Source organism: Glutamicibacter creatinolyticus (assembly GCF_006094275.1).
In the GTDB taxonomy this organism is placed as follows: domain Bacteria; phylum Actinomycetota; class Actinomycetes; order Actinomycetales; family Micrococcaceae; genus Glutamicibacter; species Glutamicibacter creatinolyticus.
Map to the genome: position 1 here is coordinate 2405683 of NZ_CP034412.1, position 17182 is coordinate 2422864.

The window sequence follows — 17182 nt, forward strand, 5'->3', positions numbered from 1 at the left end:
CCTCTGGCCGGGCAGGGGGCTTGCCCTGCCCGTGGTGTTCGCTAGGGTGATTTCATGTCCACCCTTCAACAACTGAGCCTGTGCCCGCCCCAACGGCAGGATGTGCCGGAACTGCACCGCATCTTTGCCGACCCCCGGGTGTGGAGCCATGCGCCGGCCAAACGCCATGCCAACGTGGAGAAGACCATGGCCATGGTGGAGGCCTGGCGGGGCTGCTGGCGGCGTGAGGGGTTGGGCCCCTGGGTGATTCGGGCCGCCGGTTCCCGGCAGATCATTGGCTATGGCGGATGTTCGCTTACCCGCAAGTCCTTCTGGAACCTGGGGTACCGGTTCGCGGTGTCCGCCCAGGGGCAGGGCTTCGCCACGCAGGTGGCGCGCCAGGCCGTGGGCCAGGCGAACCGGCACCGCCCCGAGGCCCCGGTGGTCGCCTCCCTGCTGGAACACAATGCGGCCTCGGCACGGGTTGCCCAGAAACTGGGATTCACCCTGGCCTACCGCGGTCCCGACCGGGGCAACCCGGATGCACAGGCCATCCGGCTCATCTATGCGGACCGGGCACTGGAGGGCCACCAGCTGGAGCTGATGGTGGGCTGAGCTCCCGCCCCGCCCCAGCCGGCTGGCTGCAGGGGAGGGCAAGAACGACGCCGGGGTGCCAGAACCAATGGTCCTGGCACCCCGGCGTCGTGCTCACCGGATCCCCGAGCTTGAAAACAGGGTCCCGGTGAAGAACTAGGCGTGCTGGCGGATGGCCGCTTCCAGCACGTCGAAGCCGTCGGTGAGCAGTTCGTCGCTGATCACCAGCGGCGGCAGCAGGCGGACGACGTTGCCGTAGGTGCCGCAGGTCAGGATCAGCACACCGTCCTCCAGGCACTGGGCGGCGACCTTCTTGGTCAGCTCCGCGTCCGGCTCCTTGCCGCCGGGCTTGACGAATTCGATGGCCACCATGGCCCCGCGGCCGCGCACGTCACCCACGGCCGGGACGTCCTTCTGCAGCGCGGTGAAGCGCTCGAAGAACTGGGATTCGATTTCGCGGGCACGGCCGGGCAGGTCCTGCTCGTCCATGAACTTGATGCTCTCCAGGGCCGCGGCCACGGCGACCGGGTTGCCGCCGTAGGTGCCGCCCAGTCCACCGCCGTGCACGGAGTCCAGCAGTTCGGCGCGGCCCACCACACCGGACAGCGGCATGCCCCCGGCGATGCCCTTGGCCACGGTCACCAGGTCCGGTTCGATGCCCTCGATGTCGGAGGCGAACCAGGCGCCGGAACGGGCGAAGCCGGCCTGGACTTCGTCGGCGATGAACACGATGCCGTTTTCCTTGGCCCATTCGGCGACCCGCGGCAGGAAGCCGGTGGCCGGGACGATGAAGCCGCCCTCACCCTGGATCGGTTCAATGATGATCGCGGCGATCTGGTCCCCGCCGATCTGCTTTTCCATGGCCAGGATGGCGCGCTCGGCGGCTTCCTTGCCGGAGATGTTCGGGTTTTCCTCACGGTACGGGTAGCTCATCGGCATCCGGTAGATTTCCGGGGCCAGCGGGCCGAAGCCGCGCTTGTAGGGGGCGGCCTTGGCGGTGAGGCCCATGGTGAGGTTGGTGCGTCCATGGTAGGCGTGGTCGAAGGCCACCACGGCCTGGCGCCCGGTGGCCACACGGGCTACCTTGATGGCGTTCTCCACGGCCTCGGCGCCGGAGTTGAAGAACACGGCCCGCTTTTCGAACTCGCCCGGGGTGATGGCCACCAGCTTTTCGGCCAGTTCAATGTAGTTCTCGTACGGGGCCACCATGAAGCAGGTGTGGGTGAAGCGCGCGGCCTGCTCGGCCACCGCCTTGGCCACTGCCTGGTTGGAGGCACCCACGGTGGTCACTGCGATGCCCGACCCGAGGTCGATGAGCTGGTTGCCGTCAACGTCAACGATGATGCCGCCGTCAACATCGGCGGCGTAGACCGGAAGAGTGGAGGCAACACCGGCGGCCACGGACTTCTGGCGGCGGGCGGTCAGCTCCTGGGACTTCGGACCTGGGAATGCACCGTTTACCTTGCGCTTCTGTTCGATACGGTATGAGACGTCCACAGCAAGCTCCTTTCCTCAAATGGGGGCCGGGCCTGGATCCTGCCGGCCCTAAGTCTGTCGTACTCATAGCAGGATATGACGCGGTTTCGACGCGTCCAACCGCCGTGGCACAGGCGCGCGAAGCAGTATTTGTGCAGCTGCACAGACAAGGGCGCGGCGGTGAAGAATCGCTTCCCCACCGCCGCGCCCCGAGGTGTTCTGGCAGCCCCGGCTACAGCTGGGTCGGTGCCTCAATCAGGTCATCTTCCGGATCATCGGGTACATCCGGGTGACGTGACAGGTTGATCAGTGCCAGCACCAGCCCACCCCAGATGGTGAGCATGGCGATGATCATGAAGACAATGGCAATTCCAGTCATGGCTAGTACCTCTTCACAGTGGTGTCGGGCAGTTCCTCATCGAGGACCTTGGCCTTGTGCTGTTCGAATTCCGGGTCGTTGAGCTTCGAGCCACGACTCCAGGGAATCAGCGAGAGCAGCACCGCGAAGACGATCAGCGCTCCGGCCATGCCCCAGCCAAAGATCCCGTTGAACCACGCCGGGTAGCCGGAGTACTGTTCGCCGATCTTGCTCTGCAGTTCGTTGAGCAGCATGTAACCCAGCGCTGCCGGGCCAACGCCGCCGACCAGGACCATCCACCCGGTGCCCAGCTTGATGGAGCTGTGGCGGTTCAGGTGCTTGGCCAGCTTCGGCAGGGCCCCCAGTCCGGCGCCGACCACGATCACGGTGACCAGGGCGCAGGCCAGGATGCCGAACTGGTTGACGAAGGCATCGAGCGTATCCAGCAGGTACAGCGAGGTGGTGGTGGAGAACAGGGCCAGGGAGATCAGCCCGATCGGCACGGTGACGATCAGGGTCGCCGCCTTGCGGTTCCATCCCAGCTTGTCCTGGAACGCCGCGACAATCACCTCAAGGATTGAGATCAATGAGGTCAGGCCAGCGAAGACCAGCGAGCCGAAGAACAGCACGCCCAGCAGGGCCCCGAGCGGTGCCTGCGAGACGATGGTCGGGAACGCGATGAACGCCAGCCCGATGCCGCCGCTGACCACGTCGCCGACTGCGGCCCCGGTGTTGTGGGCCATGAAGCCCAGGGCGGCGAACACGCCGATGCCGGCCAGGATCTCAAAGCCCGAGTTGGCGAAGGCCACCACGTAGCCCGAGCCGGTCAGGTCGGTCTTGCGGCGCAGGTAGGAGGAGTAGGTGACCATGATGCCAAAGGCCACCGAGAGGGAGAAGAAGATGTGGCCGAACGCCGCCGCCCACACCGCCGGGTTCATTAAGGCCTCCCAGTTCGGGGTGAAGAACGCGTTCAGGCCGTCCATGGCGCCGGGCAGGAAGACCGACTGGACCACCAGCAGCACGAACATCACGATCAGCAGCGGCATGAAGACCACGTTCGCGCGGGCAATGCCCTTGTTCACACCGGCCACCATGATGATGATGGTCACGGCCCATACGGCCAGGATCGGGAAGAAGACGCGGGAAACAATGTCGAAGGACACCCCGACGTTGTCGGCCACGTTCAGGAACTCGCCCATGAAGAAGCCTTCGGCGTCATCGCCCCACGCCTTGCTCAGCGAGAACCAGGCGTACATGGCCGCCCAGCCGATGATCGCGGCGTAGTAGATGGCAATGATGAAGCAGATCAGCACCTGCCACCAGCCCAGCACTTCGGCCTTGCGGTTCAGGCGGCGGTAGGCCAGCGGGGCGGAGCCGCGGAAGCGGTGACCGACCGAGTAGTCAAGGAACAGCAACGGAATGCCGGCACACAGGATCGCTACCAGGTAGGGGATCAAGAATGCGCCGCCACCGTTTTCGTAGGCAACGTAGGGGAAACGCCAGATGTTTCCCAGACCGACAGCGGAGCCGATGGCGGACAGGATGAACAACTTGCGCGAGGAGAAGACCTCGCGTTGTCCTGTCGCCTTGCGGGCGCCTCGTACTGAAGATGGAGTGTTCATGTGATTAACCTAACCTAGAACAACTAGCATATGTGTGAAATGGCTGTTTTAGTTCCTTGTCAAGGGGTTTTCCCCATCGCGGCTGCGCACAATTCAGAGCCTAAACTTTAAGCATGGCAATCACCCTTGGAGCCCTGCTTGAGCATGACGAGCTTGATTTGCGCCCGCTCAATGACTTTTCGAAAACCCGCGAGACATCCATCACGTGGGCCGCGATCACCGAGCTGCTGGACCCTTCGGAGTTCCTCACCGGCGAGGAGATCGTGCTGACCACCGGGGTGCGCCAGAAGACCACCGCAAGCCAGCGCGAGTTCGTGCGCCTGCTGGCCGAGAACGGGGTGATTGCCCTGGGGTACGGGACGGGGCTGGGGCACAAGAACGTGCCGCACAGCATCCTGAAGGCGGCCGCCGAGGTCAACCTGCCGGTCTTCGAGGTCCCGTACCAGACCCCCTTCGCGGCAATCACCAAGCTGATTGCCGAGGAACTGAACCGCTTCCACCTGCAGCAGCTGCAGCAGCTGCTGAACTCCCACCAGCGGCTGACCCGCACGCTGCTCTCCTCCAGCCTGGACAGCATGCTCGGCGAGCTGGCGAACATGCTGGGCACCGACGTGGCGGTCTCCCTGTACGGCACCCAAATCTACGGTCCGGACTTCCGCACGGGCACCTGGCACCAGCTGCCGATCGCCACCGGAATGCGCGACCAGGGGGCGTTGTACCTGGCCGAACCCTATGAGCACGATGCGCTGGTGGAGTACGCCCAGTCCCTGATTGGCCTGGAGCTGGCCAACAAGGCGCGGCTGCTTGAATCCCACCGGTTGGGCAACGGGCAGATCCTGGCCGATCTGGTGGCCGGCACGCTGGATGGCAGCGAGGCCGCCGACCGGCTGCGGGCGCTGGGCCTGGACCGGCAGCGCAACCACGTGGCCATCCTCATCCAGGCCGTCTCCGCGGCGTCGGTGCTGCCGAGCCTGCCGTTGCCCCCGCTGCTAGAGCAACAGGTCACCTCGATGATCGATGACCGTTTGGCGATGCTGCTCCCCCAGGAGCTGGCCGCGCAGGCGGTAACGCTGATCAGCGAGTACCTGGAGAAGGCCGGGATTCAGGCGTCCATTGGCTACGGCGGCAGCTATCCGGGGGCGCGCGGGGTGCGGTGGAGCTACTTTGAGGCACTGGAGGCGTTGCGCCACGGGGAACGGGTTAATGCCCCGGCCAAGCTGTCGCTGACCTCCCTGCTGCTCACCGCCAAGGACGTGCCCATCCACGATCTGGCTGCCGAGGCACTGGGGCCGCTCCAGAAATTCGACCGGACCAACCGCGGCGAACTTGTGACCACGCTGCGCGAGTACTTCAAGCTGGACGGTTCGGTCGGCGCCGTGGCCGAGTCGCTGGGATTGCACCGCAACACGGTGCGCTACCGGCTGCAGCAGATCACCGAGCTCTCCGGCTACGACCCGACGGTCACCGGCGACCGGGTGCAGCTGTGGATCGCATTAATCGCCCTGGAACTGGCCTGAGCGAGCGCCGCCCCGGTTCCCTGCCGGGGGCCGTGAGTCGATAGGATATTGACATGGCTGACATGTTCATTGAGAAGTTCCGTTCCCTGGTTCCCAAGTATCTGGATGACGCCTGGAGCCAAAGTGACGGGTTGAGCGCTGCGGAACTGGGTGAGGCACTGGAGGAGTCTCGGGTGCAAATCCCCCAGGTGCTGGAGGAGTTCTACCGTTCGCTGGGCAACTGCGAGGACTTCATGGAGGCCTACCACTACTTCTTCGACCCTGAGGAGCTGGAGGTGGAGGACGGCTACCTCTTGTTCCTGGAGGACGAGGAGGAAAAATTCGTCTGGGGCTTCAAGGTCAACCAGCTCGACGTGCCCGATCCGATTGTTTACCGCCGCAACAACGCGCGCGGCAACTGGACCAGTGAGGAAGGAACGTTCAGCGAGTTCACGCTGGACATGTTCGCCTGGGTGTTCGAGGAGCTCAGCGCAGAATTGGAGAATTAGTGCTGCACCATTCCCACGCCCCGGCCGGGTACCAGTGCCCGTTTTGCGAGTTGCTCAATGGCCTGCCGTTCAGCGGGGGGAACCTGTGCGCTCCCACCGACATGATCTACCAGACGCGTCACGCGGCGGCGATCATGGCCTGTGACGGGTTCGGCAAATACGGCGGACACGTGATGATCATCCCCACCGCCCACCTTGAATCCCTCTATGACCTTGATGATGAGGTCGGCGCGGCGATTATGCGTGAGACCCGGCGGATTGCCCTGGCCATGAAACTGGCCTGGGCTCCGGAGGGAACCAGCACCCGGCAGCACAATGAGCCCGCTGGCAACCAGCACGTGTGGCACTATCACCAGCACGTCTTTGCCCGTTATTCAGATGACATGCTCTATCGCCAGCTGCGCCACCGGGTGCCGGTGTCGGACCGGGCGGAAAAGGCCGAGCAGCTGCGTGCCGCCGTGTTCTCCGAGCGTCACCCCTTCGCCCTGACCGAGGCGGAGTTGCGGCGGGTTCCCTAGTCCTGGTCTGCACGTAGGACGAGCACCTGACGACCTTTCGGGCGCCTTTTGGCACGCGCAGCACACGAGCGGCAGCAAATGGCTGCGTCGCCGGCGTTCGAGGCTGCAATGATCGAGCTGTCGCTCTTGCAGCCTAAACCTTAGTCTCACCCGAACCTTCAGCAGAATCGGGGTTCTTCTGCGAGCATCAGTTGAAGTAGAGAATCGACTGATACTGCGGCCTGTAACCGATGTACTGCTCCCCCTTGCAATACCGCTGAATACTGACCGTGTAGCCCTTATTTCGCAGGTGCTTTGCCCGAGCATTGGTTTCCGCTTGGCAAACCTGCAAGTTGTTGTACCACCGAGTTTGGGTGTCCGCTTGGGCTGCAGGAGCCAGGGCCATCATCCCGGCGGTGAGGCAGAGCGCCGTTGCGCCAGTGGTCAACATCTTCTTGATTTTCAACACCGCTCGATCTCCTTACGCACATCATTTCGCTTTTAGTACACACTAATTAACTTCTGCGCTTCGTCAACCCTTTGCAAGCTATTAATACGCTAGGTATCAGGCTGCCTAGGTAGGTTCGGTGACCTGCTTATATTTATCCAAGCGTCAAGACTCGCCGAGAACAGCAACAGCAATCCGTGGAAGGGCAGCTGAGGGAAGGGATAAATAAACCGAAGGTATCGCGAATCTTTTGTCCTACTTTGATCTTCGCGTCACCCGTCGAACGCAGTGCACGAGTCACGATCCCCCTGGGTGAGTGAACCAGGGACCGCAAATTGTTTTTCTGCAGCCCCTCGATATCGGTTCTGCAAAGGAACCGAGCCCACAGCAGCTGCATCAGGAAAACCGACCTAGACGGCGTTATCACTTCCCTAGGGCACAACATTGCGGCATGATAAAGGATCGGCCGGTCCCCGTGTGGGAACCGGCCGATCCTTTTTGAAGTCTGTTGGTCTGCCCCCTCAAGGGCGCTTCAACGCTCAGGCCTCGCGGGTGACCACGGCGTCAGCGAAGGCGATCAACGCGTGCTTCACGGTGCCTTCGGGCAGCGGCTCCAGAACCTTGATGGCATCGTCAGCCCACTGGCGGGCCACTTCCCAGGCCTGGCGGGTTGCCGGGTGCGCTCCGACGGCCGCAACAGCCTGGGCCAACGCCTCGTCACTGCTCAAATCACCGTCAACAAGCTCCAGGGCCGCGATTGCATCCTGGTCCCCGTGTGCCGCGGCTTCACGGAGCTTCAGCACCGGCAGGGTGGGAACTTCTTCGCGCAGGTCGGTCCCCGGAGTCTTACCCGAGTTGCCGCTGGTGGCGACCAGGTCGATCACGTCGTCGGCCACTTGGAAGGCCACGCCTACCTTTTCGCCGTATTCGCGCAGGATCGCCACATATTCCGGGCGCTGGCCGAAACGGGCACCAAAGGCGCCGGAGGTTGCCAGCAGGGAGGCGGTCTTGTCGCTGATGACCTGCAGGTGGTGGGCGATCGGGTCGTCCCCCTCGCGCGGGCCAATCCATTCGTGCAGCTGTCCCAGGCAGAGGCGCTCAAAGGTGCGTGACTGCCAGGTGACCGCTTCCGGGCCCAGCTCGGCGCCGAGCACCGACGCACGGGCAAAGATCAGGTCACCGGCCAGAATGGCAACCGAGTTGCCCCACACCTCGTGGGCGGTCGGGGCACCGCGGCGCATCGGGGCCGAATCCATGACGTCATCGTGGTAAAGCGTGGCCAGGTGGGTCAGTTCCACCACGGCGGCCGCCTTAATGACATCGTCGTCGATTCCCTCGCCCAGCAGCGCGGTCAGCAGCACCAGCAGCGGGCGCACCCGCTTGCCCCCGGCTTCCACGAGGTGTCGGGAGGAGGCGTCGATCAGCGGATCGGAGTTGGCGATTGCGTCGCGCAGCAGCTTCTCGACCTTGGCCAGCCCGGTGGAGACGGCCGGGCCGAACTCCGGGTCCTCGGCAATCGGGGCGAAACCTGCTGGAAGATTGATGGTCGCGGCCAGTGCCGCGGTTTCCGGATTCAGCTCTATCGAGTTCGGAACCTCATGCCCGGCTGCGGTCCAGTTGCTTTTCGAATCAGTCACTGTTTTACGGCTTACTTATCTTTCAACGGGTTTGGTTATCGTCCCAGGAGGACTCCTCGGCAGCGCACCGCTTCCGAAACTTCTATCACTCTAGCCGATGTGGCCCTCCTCTTTCTCTTCGCGGTGCTGTTATCTTCGCCGTGGGCCAGAGGCCACAAGGCACAGCGGTACACAGCACACCCTTACCGCCCCCACCTCGTAGGCAGGACAACTCCCGCGCACGGACGCACTGGGCCAGAGCGTGACTGCGGCCACCAGCACAGCCTCACCGCGCGCTTTCGGCGGTAGGCTTAGCCGTATCATGTCTGCCGATTTGCCTGTCGCCTCCCCTGCCTTCGTGCAGCAGGAGCTGCCTGTTCTTGCCAGTGTGACCTTTAGTTTCGACCACACCGACCCGTCCTTTGTGCTCGACGCATTGCGTCACCGAGCCCTGGTGTGGACCCGGCAGGGTGACGGCCTGGTTGGCCTGGGGGCGGTGGCCCGTCTGCATACCCAGGGGGCTGAACGCTTCGCTGACGCCCGGCAGTGGTTTACCGACCTCGTGCAGCGCGCCACCGTGATCGATCCAATCAACCAGCCCGGTAGCGGGCCGGTGGCCTTCGGCGCGTTCGCATTCTCCTATACCAGCAACTACCGTTCCCGGCTGGTGATCCCGGAGGTGGTCCTGGGCAAGGACGGAGCGCTTTCGTGGATCACCATCACCAGCGACACCCTGGACACCGAGCAGCTCACCTACGATTACGCCCTGGCCCGGTGCCAGGAGCTGCTGGACGAGGCGGCCTACACCGGCGCCCCGCACGGCACGATCAGCCTGCAGCCCGGAGACCTGACCGCAGGCTCCTACCTGAAGGCGGTCAGCCAGGCGCTGAAGGTGTTGGAGGGTGACGAGATTTCCAAGCTCGTGCTTTCCCGGGACGTGATTGCCCGCAGCAGCGGCGGCATCGATTTGGCTCAGGTTGTCCGGGAGCTGGTTGGCGGCTATGACAACTGCTGGACCTACTCGGTGGACGGGCTGGTGGGTGCCACCCCGGAAATGCTGGTGCGCGTCACCAACGGCACCGCCGAAGCCCGGGTCCTGGCCGGCACCCTGGACCGGGCCACGGCTCCGGTCGGGGAAGCAGGCTACCCGCAGCGTGTCCTGCTGGGTGACCCGAAGCAGCGCGTGGAGCACCAGTTGGCCATCGACTCGCTGACCCTGGCGCTGGATCCGATTTCCCACGGCATGCAGGCCCCCGAGGAACCGTTCATCCTGGAATTGCCCAATGTCTGGCACCTGGCAAGTGATGTCAGCGCCGAGCTGCGCCCCGGTTCTGATGGCCGGTTCCCCACCGCACTTGATATCGCCGAGATTTTCCATCCCACCGCTGCGGTGTGCGGCACCCCAACGAAGCTCGCCGGGAAGGTGCTGCGCGAACTGGAGGGGCTGGACCGCGGACCCTATGCGGGACCGGTGGGCTGGATCGATTCGCGCGGCGACGGCGAATTTGGCATTGCCCTGCGCGGAGGCGTGCTGGAAGACGAAAGCAACATGCGCCTGTATGCCGGTTGCGGGATCGTCACCGGCTCGGATCCGGAGTCAGAACTGGCCGAGTCGTGGGCCAAGATGCGGCCCATGCTGCAGGCCCTGCACGCCGAGCGCCAGTAAAATCCATGCCCCGGCTTTCAAGCGGCCGGAGATGGGGCCCGACTGTGGTGGCTGCGCACCACACCCACCTCAGAGGTCGGGCCGCGCTAAAACAGCATTCACAGTCAAACTTTGAATCTTGACCTTTTTGCAGTTTCCCGCTGACAAGTCCTCGTGCCCAACGCTTCACCACGGCTGGGGAGGGATTAGGTGGGCAATGAGCAAGTAATGCTTATTCCCACATGACACGGTGTGATGCGAATCTCAGGTGGGCCGCGTCATGGTTATGATTATCAGGACGCCTGTAACTCGCATCACCTGAAAGTAGGTCCCGTTCCATGCGCACCTTCAAGAAGAACGTACTATCCACTCTCGCCATCGGATCAGCAGCGCTCATCGCCCTGACCGGCTGTGGCGACTCCAACAACGGCAGCTCGGAGACCGAGGGCAGTGGATTCACTCCCCGCACCGCTGGACAGTTGACGGTCTGCTCCGATGTTCCCTACGAACCGTTCGAATTCAAAAAGGACGGCGAGATCGTTGGCCTGGACATTGATATCGCCAACGAGATTGCTTCGGACATGGATTTGAAACTGAGCGTCATCACCGCAGGTTTCGACTCGATCGAGTCCGGCCTCTTCAAGACTCAGTGCGATATCGCGATGTCGTCGATTTCGATCACCGATGCGCGCAAGGCCAACATGGACTTCTCGGAACCTTACCTGGATGACGACCTGATGCTGGTCGCCCGTAAGGGGTCCGGGATCACCGATGTTGAATCCGCCAAGGGCAAGCGTGTCGCCGTTCAGCAGGCTACCACCGGTGAGAAATACGGCAAGGAACAAGGACTGGAAACCATCGGCTATGAAGACTCCGGTCTTCAGCTCCAGGCCTTGACCTCGAACAAGGCGGATGCGGCGCTGGGAAACCAGTCCGTATTGCGCTATGCGATCGCGGACAAGCCGGACTTTGAAGTCGTTCAAGAGATTCAGACCGGTGAAAAGCTTGGTGTTGCGGTGCCGAAGGACAGCGCCGAGCTGCTGGACAAGGTGAATTCCACTCTGGACCGGCTGAAGAGCTCGGGTGACCTGGACAAGATGACCGACAAGTGGTTGGGGCAGAAGTAAGAATCTTCTAAAGCGGTCTTCGCGAGGAGACCGCTTCCCACACTTCAATGATTTCGCGCGGCGCTTCAATCACAAGTTGGAGCGCCGCGCCCGACAACCATGAGGTTTTTCCATGGCTATGACCACAAGTCAACGGGCTCGTATCAGCAAGATCATTCAAATAGCGGTCTTCGTCGTTGTTCTCGCAGTACTTATCCTTGCTGCCGACTGGCCACAAATCCGAAGCTCGTTCTTCGCTTTCGAGAAGATTGGATCGATGTTCCCCGATCTCATCCTTGTCGGGCTGAAAAACACAATCTTCTACACCATTATTTCTTTTGCTTTTGGTCTAGTGCTGGGTTTGCTGTTGGCGCTCATGAAAATGGCGTCTTTTGCTCCCTACCGCTGGTTCGCCACCGGTTTCATCGAGTTCTTCCGCGGCGTTCCGGCAATCCTCGTGCTTCTCGCATTCGGCTTCGGCGTTCCTGTCGCCTTTCCGGAATCAAACTGGCCGCAACCGGTAAACATCATGGTCGCGCTGGGTTTGGTGTCGGCCGCATACATTGCCGAAACGTTGCGTGCAGGCCTGCAAGCCGTTCCCAAGGGACAAACTGAAGCAGCAAGGTCGTTGGGGATGCCAGCTTGGCGAGCCATGGTGACCATCGTCATTCCCCAGGCTTTTCGAATCGTGCTGCCGCCGCTGACCAATGAAGTCATTCTTCTGACCAAGGACTCCTCCCTGGCGTTTATTTTGGGCATGAGCTTGACTCAATACGAGATTACAAAATTTGGTCGCGAGGGAATTACCGCCTTGGGAGCGGGCATTACTCCGCTAATCGTGGCAGGTGCCTTCTATCTGGTCATCACCATTCCATTGAGCCTGATCGCGCGTCGTTTTGAGGGTTCCTCCGCCCGGCAAAAGCGCTAGGAGAAAGCATCATGAGTACATCTACGACAGAACAAAAGTTTGAAGCAGCGGGCGCGAACATCACCGGTTTGCGCAAGTCTTATGGCAACAATGAAGTGCTCAAAGGGATCGACTTGAACCTCGAACCGGGAGAGGTGGTCTGCCTGATCGGCCCCTCCGGTTCGGGTAAGTCGACTCTCCTGCGCTGCGTCAACCTACTGGAAAAGCCGAACGGCGGCACCATTCATGTCGGCGGTTTCGAAGCTACGGATCCTGATGTGGATCTGGACAGGATGCGCCGACATGTCGGCATGGTTTTCCAGCAGTTCAACCTCTTCCCCCACCTGACCGTGTTGGAGAACTGCACCGTTGCCCAGATCAAGGTCGCAAAACGGCCCAAGAGCGAGGCAAAGAGGATTGCTCAAACCAATCTCGACCGGGTGGGACTAGGTGATTTTGGCAGCCGATATCCGGATCAGTTGTCAGGCGGGCAACAGCAACGCGTCGCCATAGCCCGCGCGCTGTCCATGGAACCGCGGCTGATGCTCTTCGATGAGCCCACAAGCGCATTGGACCCCGAAACGGTGGGCGAGGTCTTGGCGATTATGAAGTCACTGGCCAAGGGTGGCATGACCATGCTGGTGGTCACCCACGAAATGACGTTTGCCAAGGAAGTGGCCGACCGCGTGGTGTTCATGGACGACGGGGTGGTGGTTGAGGAGGGCAAGGCAGCCGACGTGATCGGCAACCCGCAGCAGCCGCGCACCCAGGACTTCCTGCGCCGGGTGCTGGATCCCACCCACGTGGATATCTAGGCCGGAACCCAGCAGCCCAAGCAGAAATAGGACACCGCGCACCCTTGGGTGCGCGGTGTCCTTGTGCCATGGCCTGAGCAGGCTGGGCTAGCGTTCGGGCCAGGGCAGGGCACCGACGGCTTCAGCCCACTGCACGGACTGGGCGCGGACCTGCTCGCGCGGGGCGCGTACTTCGATCAGCCGCACCCCGGCCCGTTGGGGTGCCGCCAACAGTTCCTCCAGCTCGCCGGAATTTTGCGGGCAGTAGTACTTCCATCCGTAGGCCTGGGCGAGGGCGTCGAGTCGGGCCGTGTGCGGGGTGGCGAACAGGCGTTCCACCGCTTGCCCGTACCGCCCCGATTCGTGGACCGCCCCGTGTTCCAGCGTGGAGAAGATCGCCCCACCGGCGTCGTTGTACACCACCACGTCCAGGGTGGGTCGCGGTTCTTCGGGGGCCAGCAGCAGGGCCGAGGCCTCGTGCAGGAAGGTGATGTCCCCCAGCACGGCACGGGTCGGCTGGCCGCTGGCGATGGCCAGGCCCAAGGCGGTGGAGATGCTCCCGTCAATGCCGGCCAGACCCCGGTTGGCGTACACCCGGGCTCCGGGCCGGTCGTCCCCGGCAGCGGCCAGGTCAAAGTCGCGCACGATGTTGGAGGAGCCGATGAACAACGGCCCCTGCCGGTGGCGCCACAACAGCTGGGCCAGCTGGTAGCCGTTGACATGCTTCGACGGCTGCAGGTCCCTTACTATGCGCTGTGCCTGCGCATCCAGGTTCCGCCAGGCGTCCAGCCACCCCTTCGGGGCGGTGCCGGCGAACTCGATGAGCTGGGCGGGGTCGGCGACGAGCCGTTCGCGGCGCCGGCCCGGGGCGTACCAGGACACTGCCCGGGGCTGGTACAGGGCGCTGGGAATGTGGTGGTTCGCCAGCAGGCGGGCCACCGGACGGCTGAGCGTGGGGCGGCCAAAGAGCACCACCCGCTCGATCCGTTCCCCGGCCACGGCCAGCAGCAGCCGGTAATGGGTGATCAGCTGGGCCGAGAACCGTGCGTTCGAGGACGGTTCGGCCAACAGCGGCAGCCCAAGAGCCTGGGCGAAGGCCTGGGCTTCGGGGCCGGCGTCATGCCCGGCCAACACCACGGTGCGTCGTGCCGGCAGGGCGCCAGGCACCACCCAGCGCGGCAGGTCGGGCTGCTCCCCTGCCCAGCGCCCGGGCTGAATCTGCTGGGCCCACTGCTGTACGCCTAAATCACTGTCCCGGGGCGGGGTGAGCGGGTCGCGGAACTGCAGGTTCAGCTGGACCGGGCCCGGCGCGCTCTTGCTTGTCCCGGCGAGCGCCCGCAGGGCTTGGTCTACCGCTGGTGCGGGCGAGGTTCCGGCCGGGACGTTCAGGTTCGCACGCACGTGCACGCCGAACAGTCCACGCTGGTCGGTGGTTTGGCTGGCGCCGGTGCCCTGCAGCTCCTCGGGACGGTCGGCGGAGAGGACCAGCAGCGCGGTGGCGGTGTGGTTGGCTTCCATGATGGCCGGCAGCAGTTGGCCCACGGCCGTGCCGGAGGTCATGGCAATCGCCACCGGGGCCCCGGAGGCCTGGGCCATGCCGAGTGCCAGGAAACCGGCGGAGCGTTCGTCAATGCGTACGTGGATGCGCAGTTTGCCGCTGGCCTCGGCCTCCGCTGCGGCGTAGGCCAGCGGGGCGCTGCGGGAACCCGGTGAGAGCACCAGGTCACGGATTCCCGCGCCGATCAGTGTGCGGAACACGTCCCGGGCGGTATCGATGGCGGTATTCGGCAGGGATTCACGGTGGTGCAGGTCCCTGTGTGACTCGTTGGCGGTGTGCGCCGCGCTTCGTTCAGCTCCCACCTGCCCCAGTCTAGTGGTTGCCCCGCCGGTCCCTGCCGCCTACCGCCTCCCGTTGCCCACTACTTGCCCGGTCCCCGGCCCTGGCCCTTGATGGCCTTGGTGCGCCGGTACACCTGCACGATGGTGGGTCGCGGGCCACGCATCTGGCCCTTCTTGGCCTTGCGACCGTCACTAACGTAGTCCGGGAACAGGGACTGGGGTTCGTTGTAGCTGCCGCCCTCCCCCGGGTGCTGGACCGAAACGAACACCGATTGATCGCTGTCGCGGATCAGCGGGCCGCAGGTCTCGGCGCCGGTCGGTACGGCCAGGAACTGTTCAACCCGCCCGCGTTGTTCACCATCCAGGGTGACCTTGTGCAGGGCATCGGAGTAGCCGATGGTGCTTGGCGCCCCGTCGGTGGAGATCCACAGGTTGCCCTGGGAGTCGAAGGCCAGGTTGTCCGGGCAGGAGATTGAGGAGACCTTGTCGGCCGGGTACCCGGAGAAGTAGGTGGAGGAATTGAACTTGGGATCCCCGGCCACCAGCAGGATGTTCCAGTTGAACTCGTTGGCGGTCGCGTCGGTGGGGTTCTCGGTGATCTCCAGTACGTGCCCGTCCCGGTTGCGCAGGCGCGGGCTGACCTCGGTGGCCCCCTCGGTGCCATGGTTGCCGCGTTCGGAGTTGTTGGTCAGGGCCACGTAGACCTTGCCGGTGACCGGGCTGGGTTCCACGTCCTCCGGGCGGTCCAGCTTGGTGGCGCCGAGCTTGTCAGCGGCCAGCCGGGTGTAGACCAGGACCTCGTCCAGGGCCATGCCCGGTACCTGGGAGGCCCCGTTGAGCACCAGCGGGACCCACGTCCCGGTGCCGTCAAAGGCTCCGTCGGTGGGCAGCGTTCCGGTGCCGTCGATTTCACGGGCCGGGGAATTGCCGCTGAAGGTGGCCACGTACAGATCCCCGTGGGACAGCAGCGTCATGTTGTGGGCGCGGTCCCCCTTGCGGTAGGTGTCGCGCGAGACGAACTTGTACAGGTATTCAAAGCGCGAGTCATCACCCGAGTAGGCGATGACCTTGCCGTTCTGTGCGATGCGCACGTTGGCGCCCTCGTGCTTGAACCGGCCCAGGTTGGTGTGCTTCACCGGGACCGAGTCCGGGTTTTGCGGATCAATTTCCACCACCCACCCGAAGCGGTTGGCCTCGTTCTCATAGCCGGGGTGGTGCAGCCCGAAGCGCGGTTCGCTCTCCTCCCAGCCGCGGCCGGTGGCCTTGGCCTTGATCCCGTACCGGGCTTCCTGCGCGGTGCCCCGGCCCCGGAAGTACTGGTCGAAGTTTTCCTCCCCGCTCAGCACGGTTCCCCACGGGGTGGTGCCCCCGGCGCAGTTGTTCAGCGTTCCCAGCACCCGGGTTCCGGTATCGTCCTCACGAGTGCGCAGCAGCGGGCTGCCGGCGGCCGGGCCGGTCATGCGGAACTCGGTGTGCATGGTGATGCGCCGGTTGCGTTCGCCGCCCACGATGTAGTTCCAACGTCGGTCGTTCTTCTTGCGCTGCACTTCCACCACTGACATGCCGTGCGCGGCCAGCGCGACCCGACGGGCCTCGTCCTTGTTCGCTTCAAACCAGGCGGGCGGGAACATCATTTCCTCGTTCGTGTATTCGTGGTTGGCCACCAGCACCCCACGATGTGATGAGTACTTGTCCACGATGATGTCCAGGTAGTCGCAGTTGTAGCCGAACTGTGCGGCCTGCGCCTTCGCCGAGGGTTTGGCCGGGTCCAGGGCCTGCTTGCGGGAGAACAACGGGTCACCCCAGCGGATGATCGGGTGCCAGTCATAGCCCTCAGGCACGCTCATGCCGTCCACCGAGCGGGACACCGGGGCGATGGCGGTGAAGGGCAGCGACCCGCGGGTTCCCTGGGCCGCCTGGGCGACGCTGGCGGCCGGGGCGGAGAGCAAGGAGGGGCCCAGCACCACAGCCGCCGCGCCCACGGCACCGAGCCCGAGCATGCTGCGCCGCGAGAGGGCAGCATCGGCGATGTCCTTGAAGTACTCGTTGTGCGAGGTGTTGGCCTGCGGCGCGGCGCACGCGTCACCGCACTTGTAATGGCAGGTGGCCGCCGAACGGTTGCCGCGGGTGTGACCGTGCATGGGAAGCAGCCGGCGCGAGGTTTGCATCAGGGATCACTTTCTGTGGTGGTGCTGCACGCCGCGAGCCCGGTGCCTGGGCTGGGGCGTGAAGCGGTGGCTCATCGTGCGCTGGGAAGGGCGCAAGAAGAGCGTGCCACCCGTGGGTGATCGCCGGG

The 17182-nt window shown here is 63.9% G+C and carries 15 protein-coding genes; 8 read left to right on the plus strand and 7 right to left on the minus strand.

The window, feature by feature from the left end; all coding sequences use genetic code 11:
- The first annotated feature begins 54 nt into the window (after positions 1-54).
- Entirely contained in the window at positions 55-594 is a 540-nt protein-coding gene (locus GcLGCM259_RS11060; protein WP_138926627.1) for a GNAT family N-acetyltransferase, read from the plus strand.
- Between the two features lie 135 nt (positions 595-729).
- Here GcLGCM259_RS11060 and gabT read toward each other — a convergent pair whose 3' ends face one another.
- From gabT to GcLGCM259_RS11075, 3 genes are all read right to left on the minus strand, one after another.
- Positions 730-2070, minus strand: coding sequence for a 4-aminobutyrate--2-oxoglutarate transaminase (gene gabT / locus GcLGCM259_RS11065; protein WP_138926628.1), 1341 nt, complete (start codon positions 2068-2070; stop codon positions 730-732).
- Positions 2071-2281: 211 nt separating this feature from the next.
- Positions 2282-2428: a methionine/alanine import family NSS transporter small subunit gene (locus tag GcLGCM259_RS11070; protein WP_138177054.1), complete on the minus strand. Its 147-nt coding sequence runs from the start codon at positions 2426-2428 to the stop codon at positions 2282-2284.
- Between the two features lie 2 nt (positions 2429-2430).
- Positions 2431-4029, minus strand: coding sequence for a sodium-dependent transporter (locus tag GcLGCM259_RS11075; protein ID WP_138177051.1), 1599 nt, complete (start codon positions 4027-4029; stop codon positions 2431-2433).
- 113 nt (positions 4030-4142) lie between these two features.
- On the opposite strand from GcLGCM259_RS11075, the gene GcLGCM259_RS11080 reads away from it, so the two are divergent.
- The 3 genes from GcLGCM259_RS11080 to GcLGCM259_RS11090 are packed head-to-tail and all read left to right on the plus strand — an operon-like array spanning position 4143 to position 6552.
- Complete coding sequence (locus tag GcLGCM259_RS11080; protein ID WP_138177048.1) at positions 4143-5546, plus strand: PucR family transcriptional regulator; 1404 nt, start codon at positions 4143-4145, stop codon at positions 5544-5546.
- A gap of 53 nt (positions 5547-5599) precedes the next feature.
- Positions 5600-6034, plus strand: a complete 435-nt coding sequence (locus GcLGCM259_RS11085; RefSeq protein WP_138926629.1) for a hypothetical protein — start codon at positions 5600-5602, stop codon at positions 6032-6034.
- Positions 6034-6552: an HIT family protein gene (locus tag GcLGCM259_RS11090; protein ID WP_175419404.1), complete on the plus strand. Its 519-nt coding sequence runs from the start codon at positions 6034-6036 to the stop codon at positions 6550-6552. Before GcLGCM259_RS11085 ends, GcLGCM259_RS11090 begins: the two co-directional genes overlap by 1 nt.
- A 187-nt stretch (positions 6553-6739) precedes the next feature.
- Here GcLGCM259_RS11090 and GcLGCM259_RS11095 read toward each other — a convergent pair whose 3' ends face one another.
- Both GcLGCM259_RS11095 and GcLGCM259_RS11100 read right to left on the minus strand, forming a co-directional pair.
- Positions 6740-7000: a hypothetical protein gene (locus GcLGCM259_RS11095; RefSeq protein WP_138926630.1), complete on the minus strand. Its 261-nt coding sequence runs from the start codon at positions 6998-7000 to the stop codon at positions 6740-6742.
- 518 nt (positions 7001-7518) lie between these two features.
- Positions 7519-8616, minus strand: coding sequence for a polyprenyl synthetase family protein (locus GcLGCM259_RS11100; RefSeq protein ID WP_138177039.1), 1098 nt, complete (start codon positions 8614-8616; stop codon positions 7519-7521).
- Between the two features lie 301 nt (positions 8617-8917).
- Here GcLGCM259_RS11100 and GcLGCM259_RS11105 point away from each other — a divergent pair, with 301 nt between their 5' ends.
- The 4 genes from GcLGCM259_RS11105 (at position 8918) to GcLGCM259_RS11120 (ending at position 13068) form a co-directional block, all read left to right on the plus strand.
- On the plus strand, positions 8918-10261 hold the full coding sequence (locus GcLGCM259_RS11105) for an isochorismate synthase (protein ID WP_138926631.1): 1344 nt from the start codon (positions 8918-8920) through the stop codon (positions 10259-10261).
- 317 nt (positions 10262-10578) lie between these two features.
- The gene (locus tag GcLGCM259_RS11110) at positions 10579-11367 is read left to right on the plus strand and encodes an ABC transporter substrate-binding protein (RefSeq protein ID WP_138926632.1); all 789 of its coding nucleotides are present in this window, start codon (positions 10579-10581) and stop codon (positions 11365-11367) included.
- Positions 11368-11479: 112 nt separating this feature from the next.
- A complete protein-coding gene (locus GcLGCM259_RS11115; RefSeq protein ID WP_054821028.1) occupies positions 11480-12274 on the plus strand; it encodes an amino acid ABC transporter permease in 795 nt (264 codons plus the stop codon).
- An 11-nt stretch (positions 12275-12285) separates the two neighbouring features.
- Complete coding sequence (locus GcLGCM259_RS11120; RefSeq protein WP_138926633.1) at positions 12286-13068, plus strand: amino acid ABC transporter ATP-binding protein; 783 nt, start codon at positions 12286-12288, stop codon at positions 13066-13068.
- A gap of 87 nt (positions 13069-13155) precedes the next feature.
- On the opposite strand, the gene menD is transcribed toward GcLGCM259_RS11120, so the two are convergent.
- Both menD and GcLGCM259_RS11130 read right to left on the minus strand, forming a co-directional pair.
- Complete coding sequence (gene menD, locus GcLGCM259_RS11125) at positions 13156-14907, minus strand: 2-succinyl-5-enolpyruvyl-6-hydroxy-3-cyclohexene-1-carboxylic-acid synthase (protein ID WP_175419405.1); 1752 nt, start codon at positions 14905-14907, stop codon at positions 13156-13158.
- Between the two features lie 59 nt (positions 14908-14966).
- Entirely contained in the window at positions 14967-17054 is a 2088-nt protein-coding gene (locus tag GcLGCM259_RS11130; RefSeq protein WP_138926635.1) for a PhoX family protein, read from the minus strand.
- Between the last annotated feature and the right edge of the window lie 128 nt (positions 17055-17182).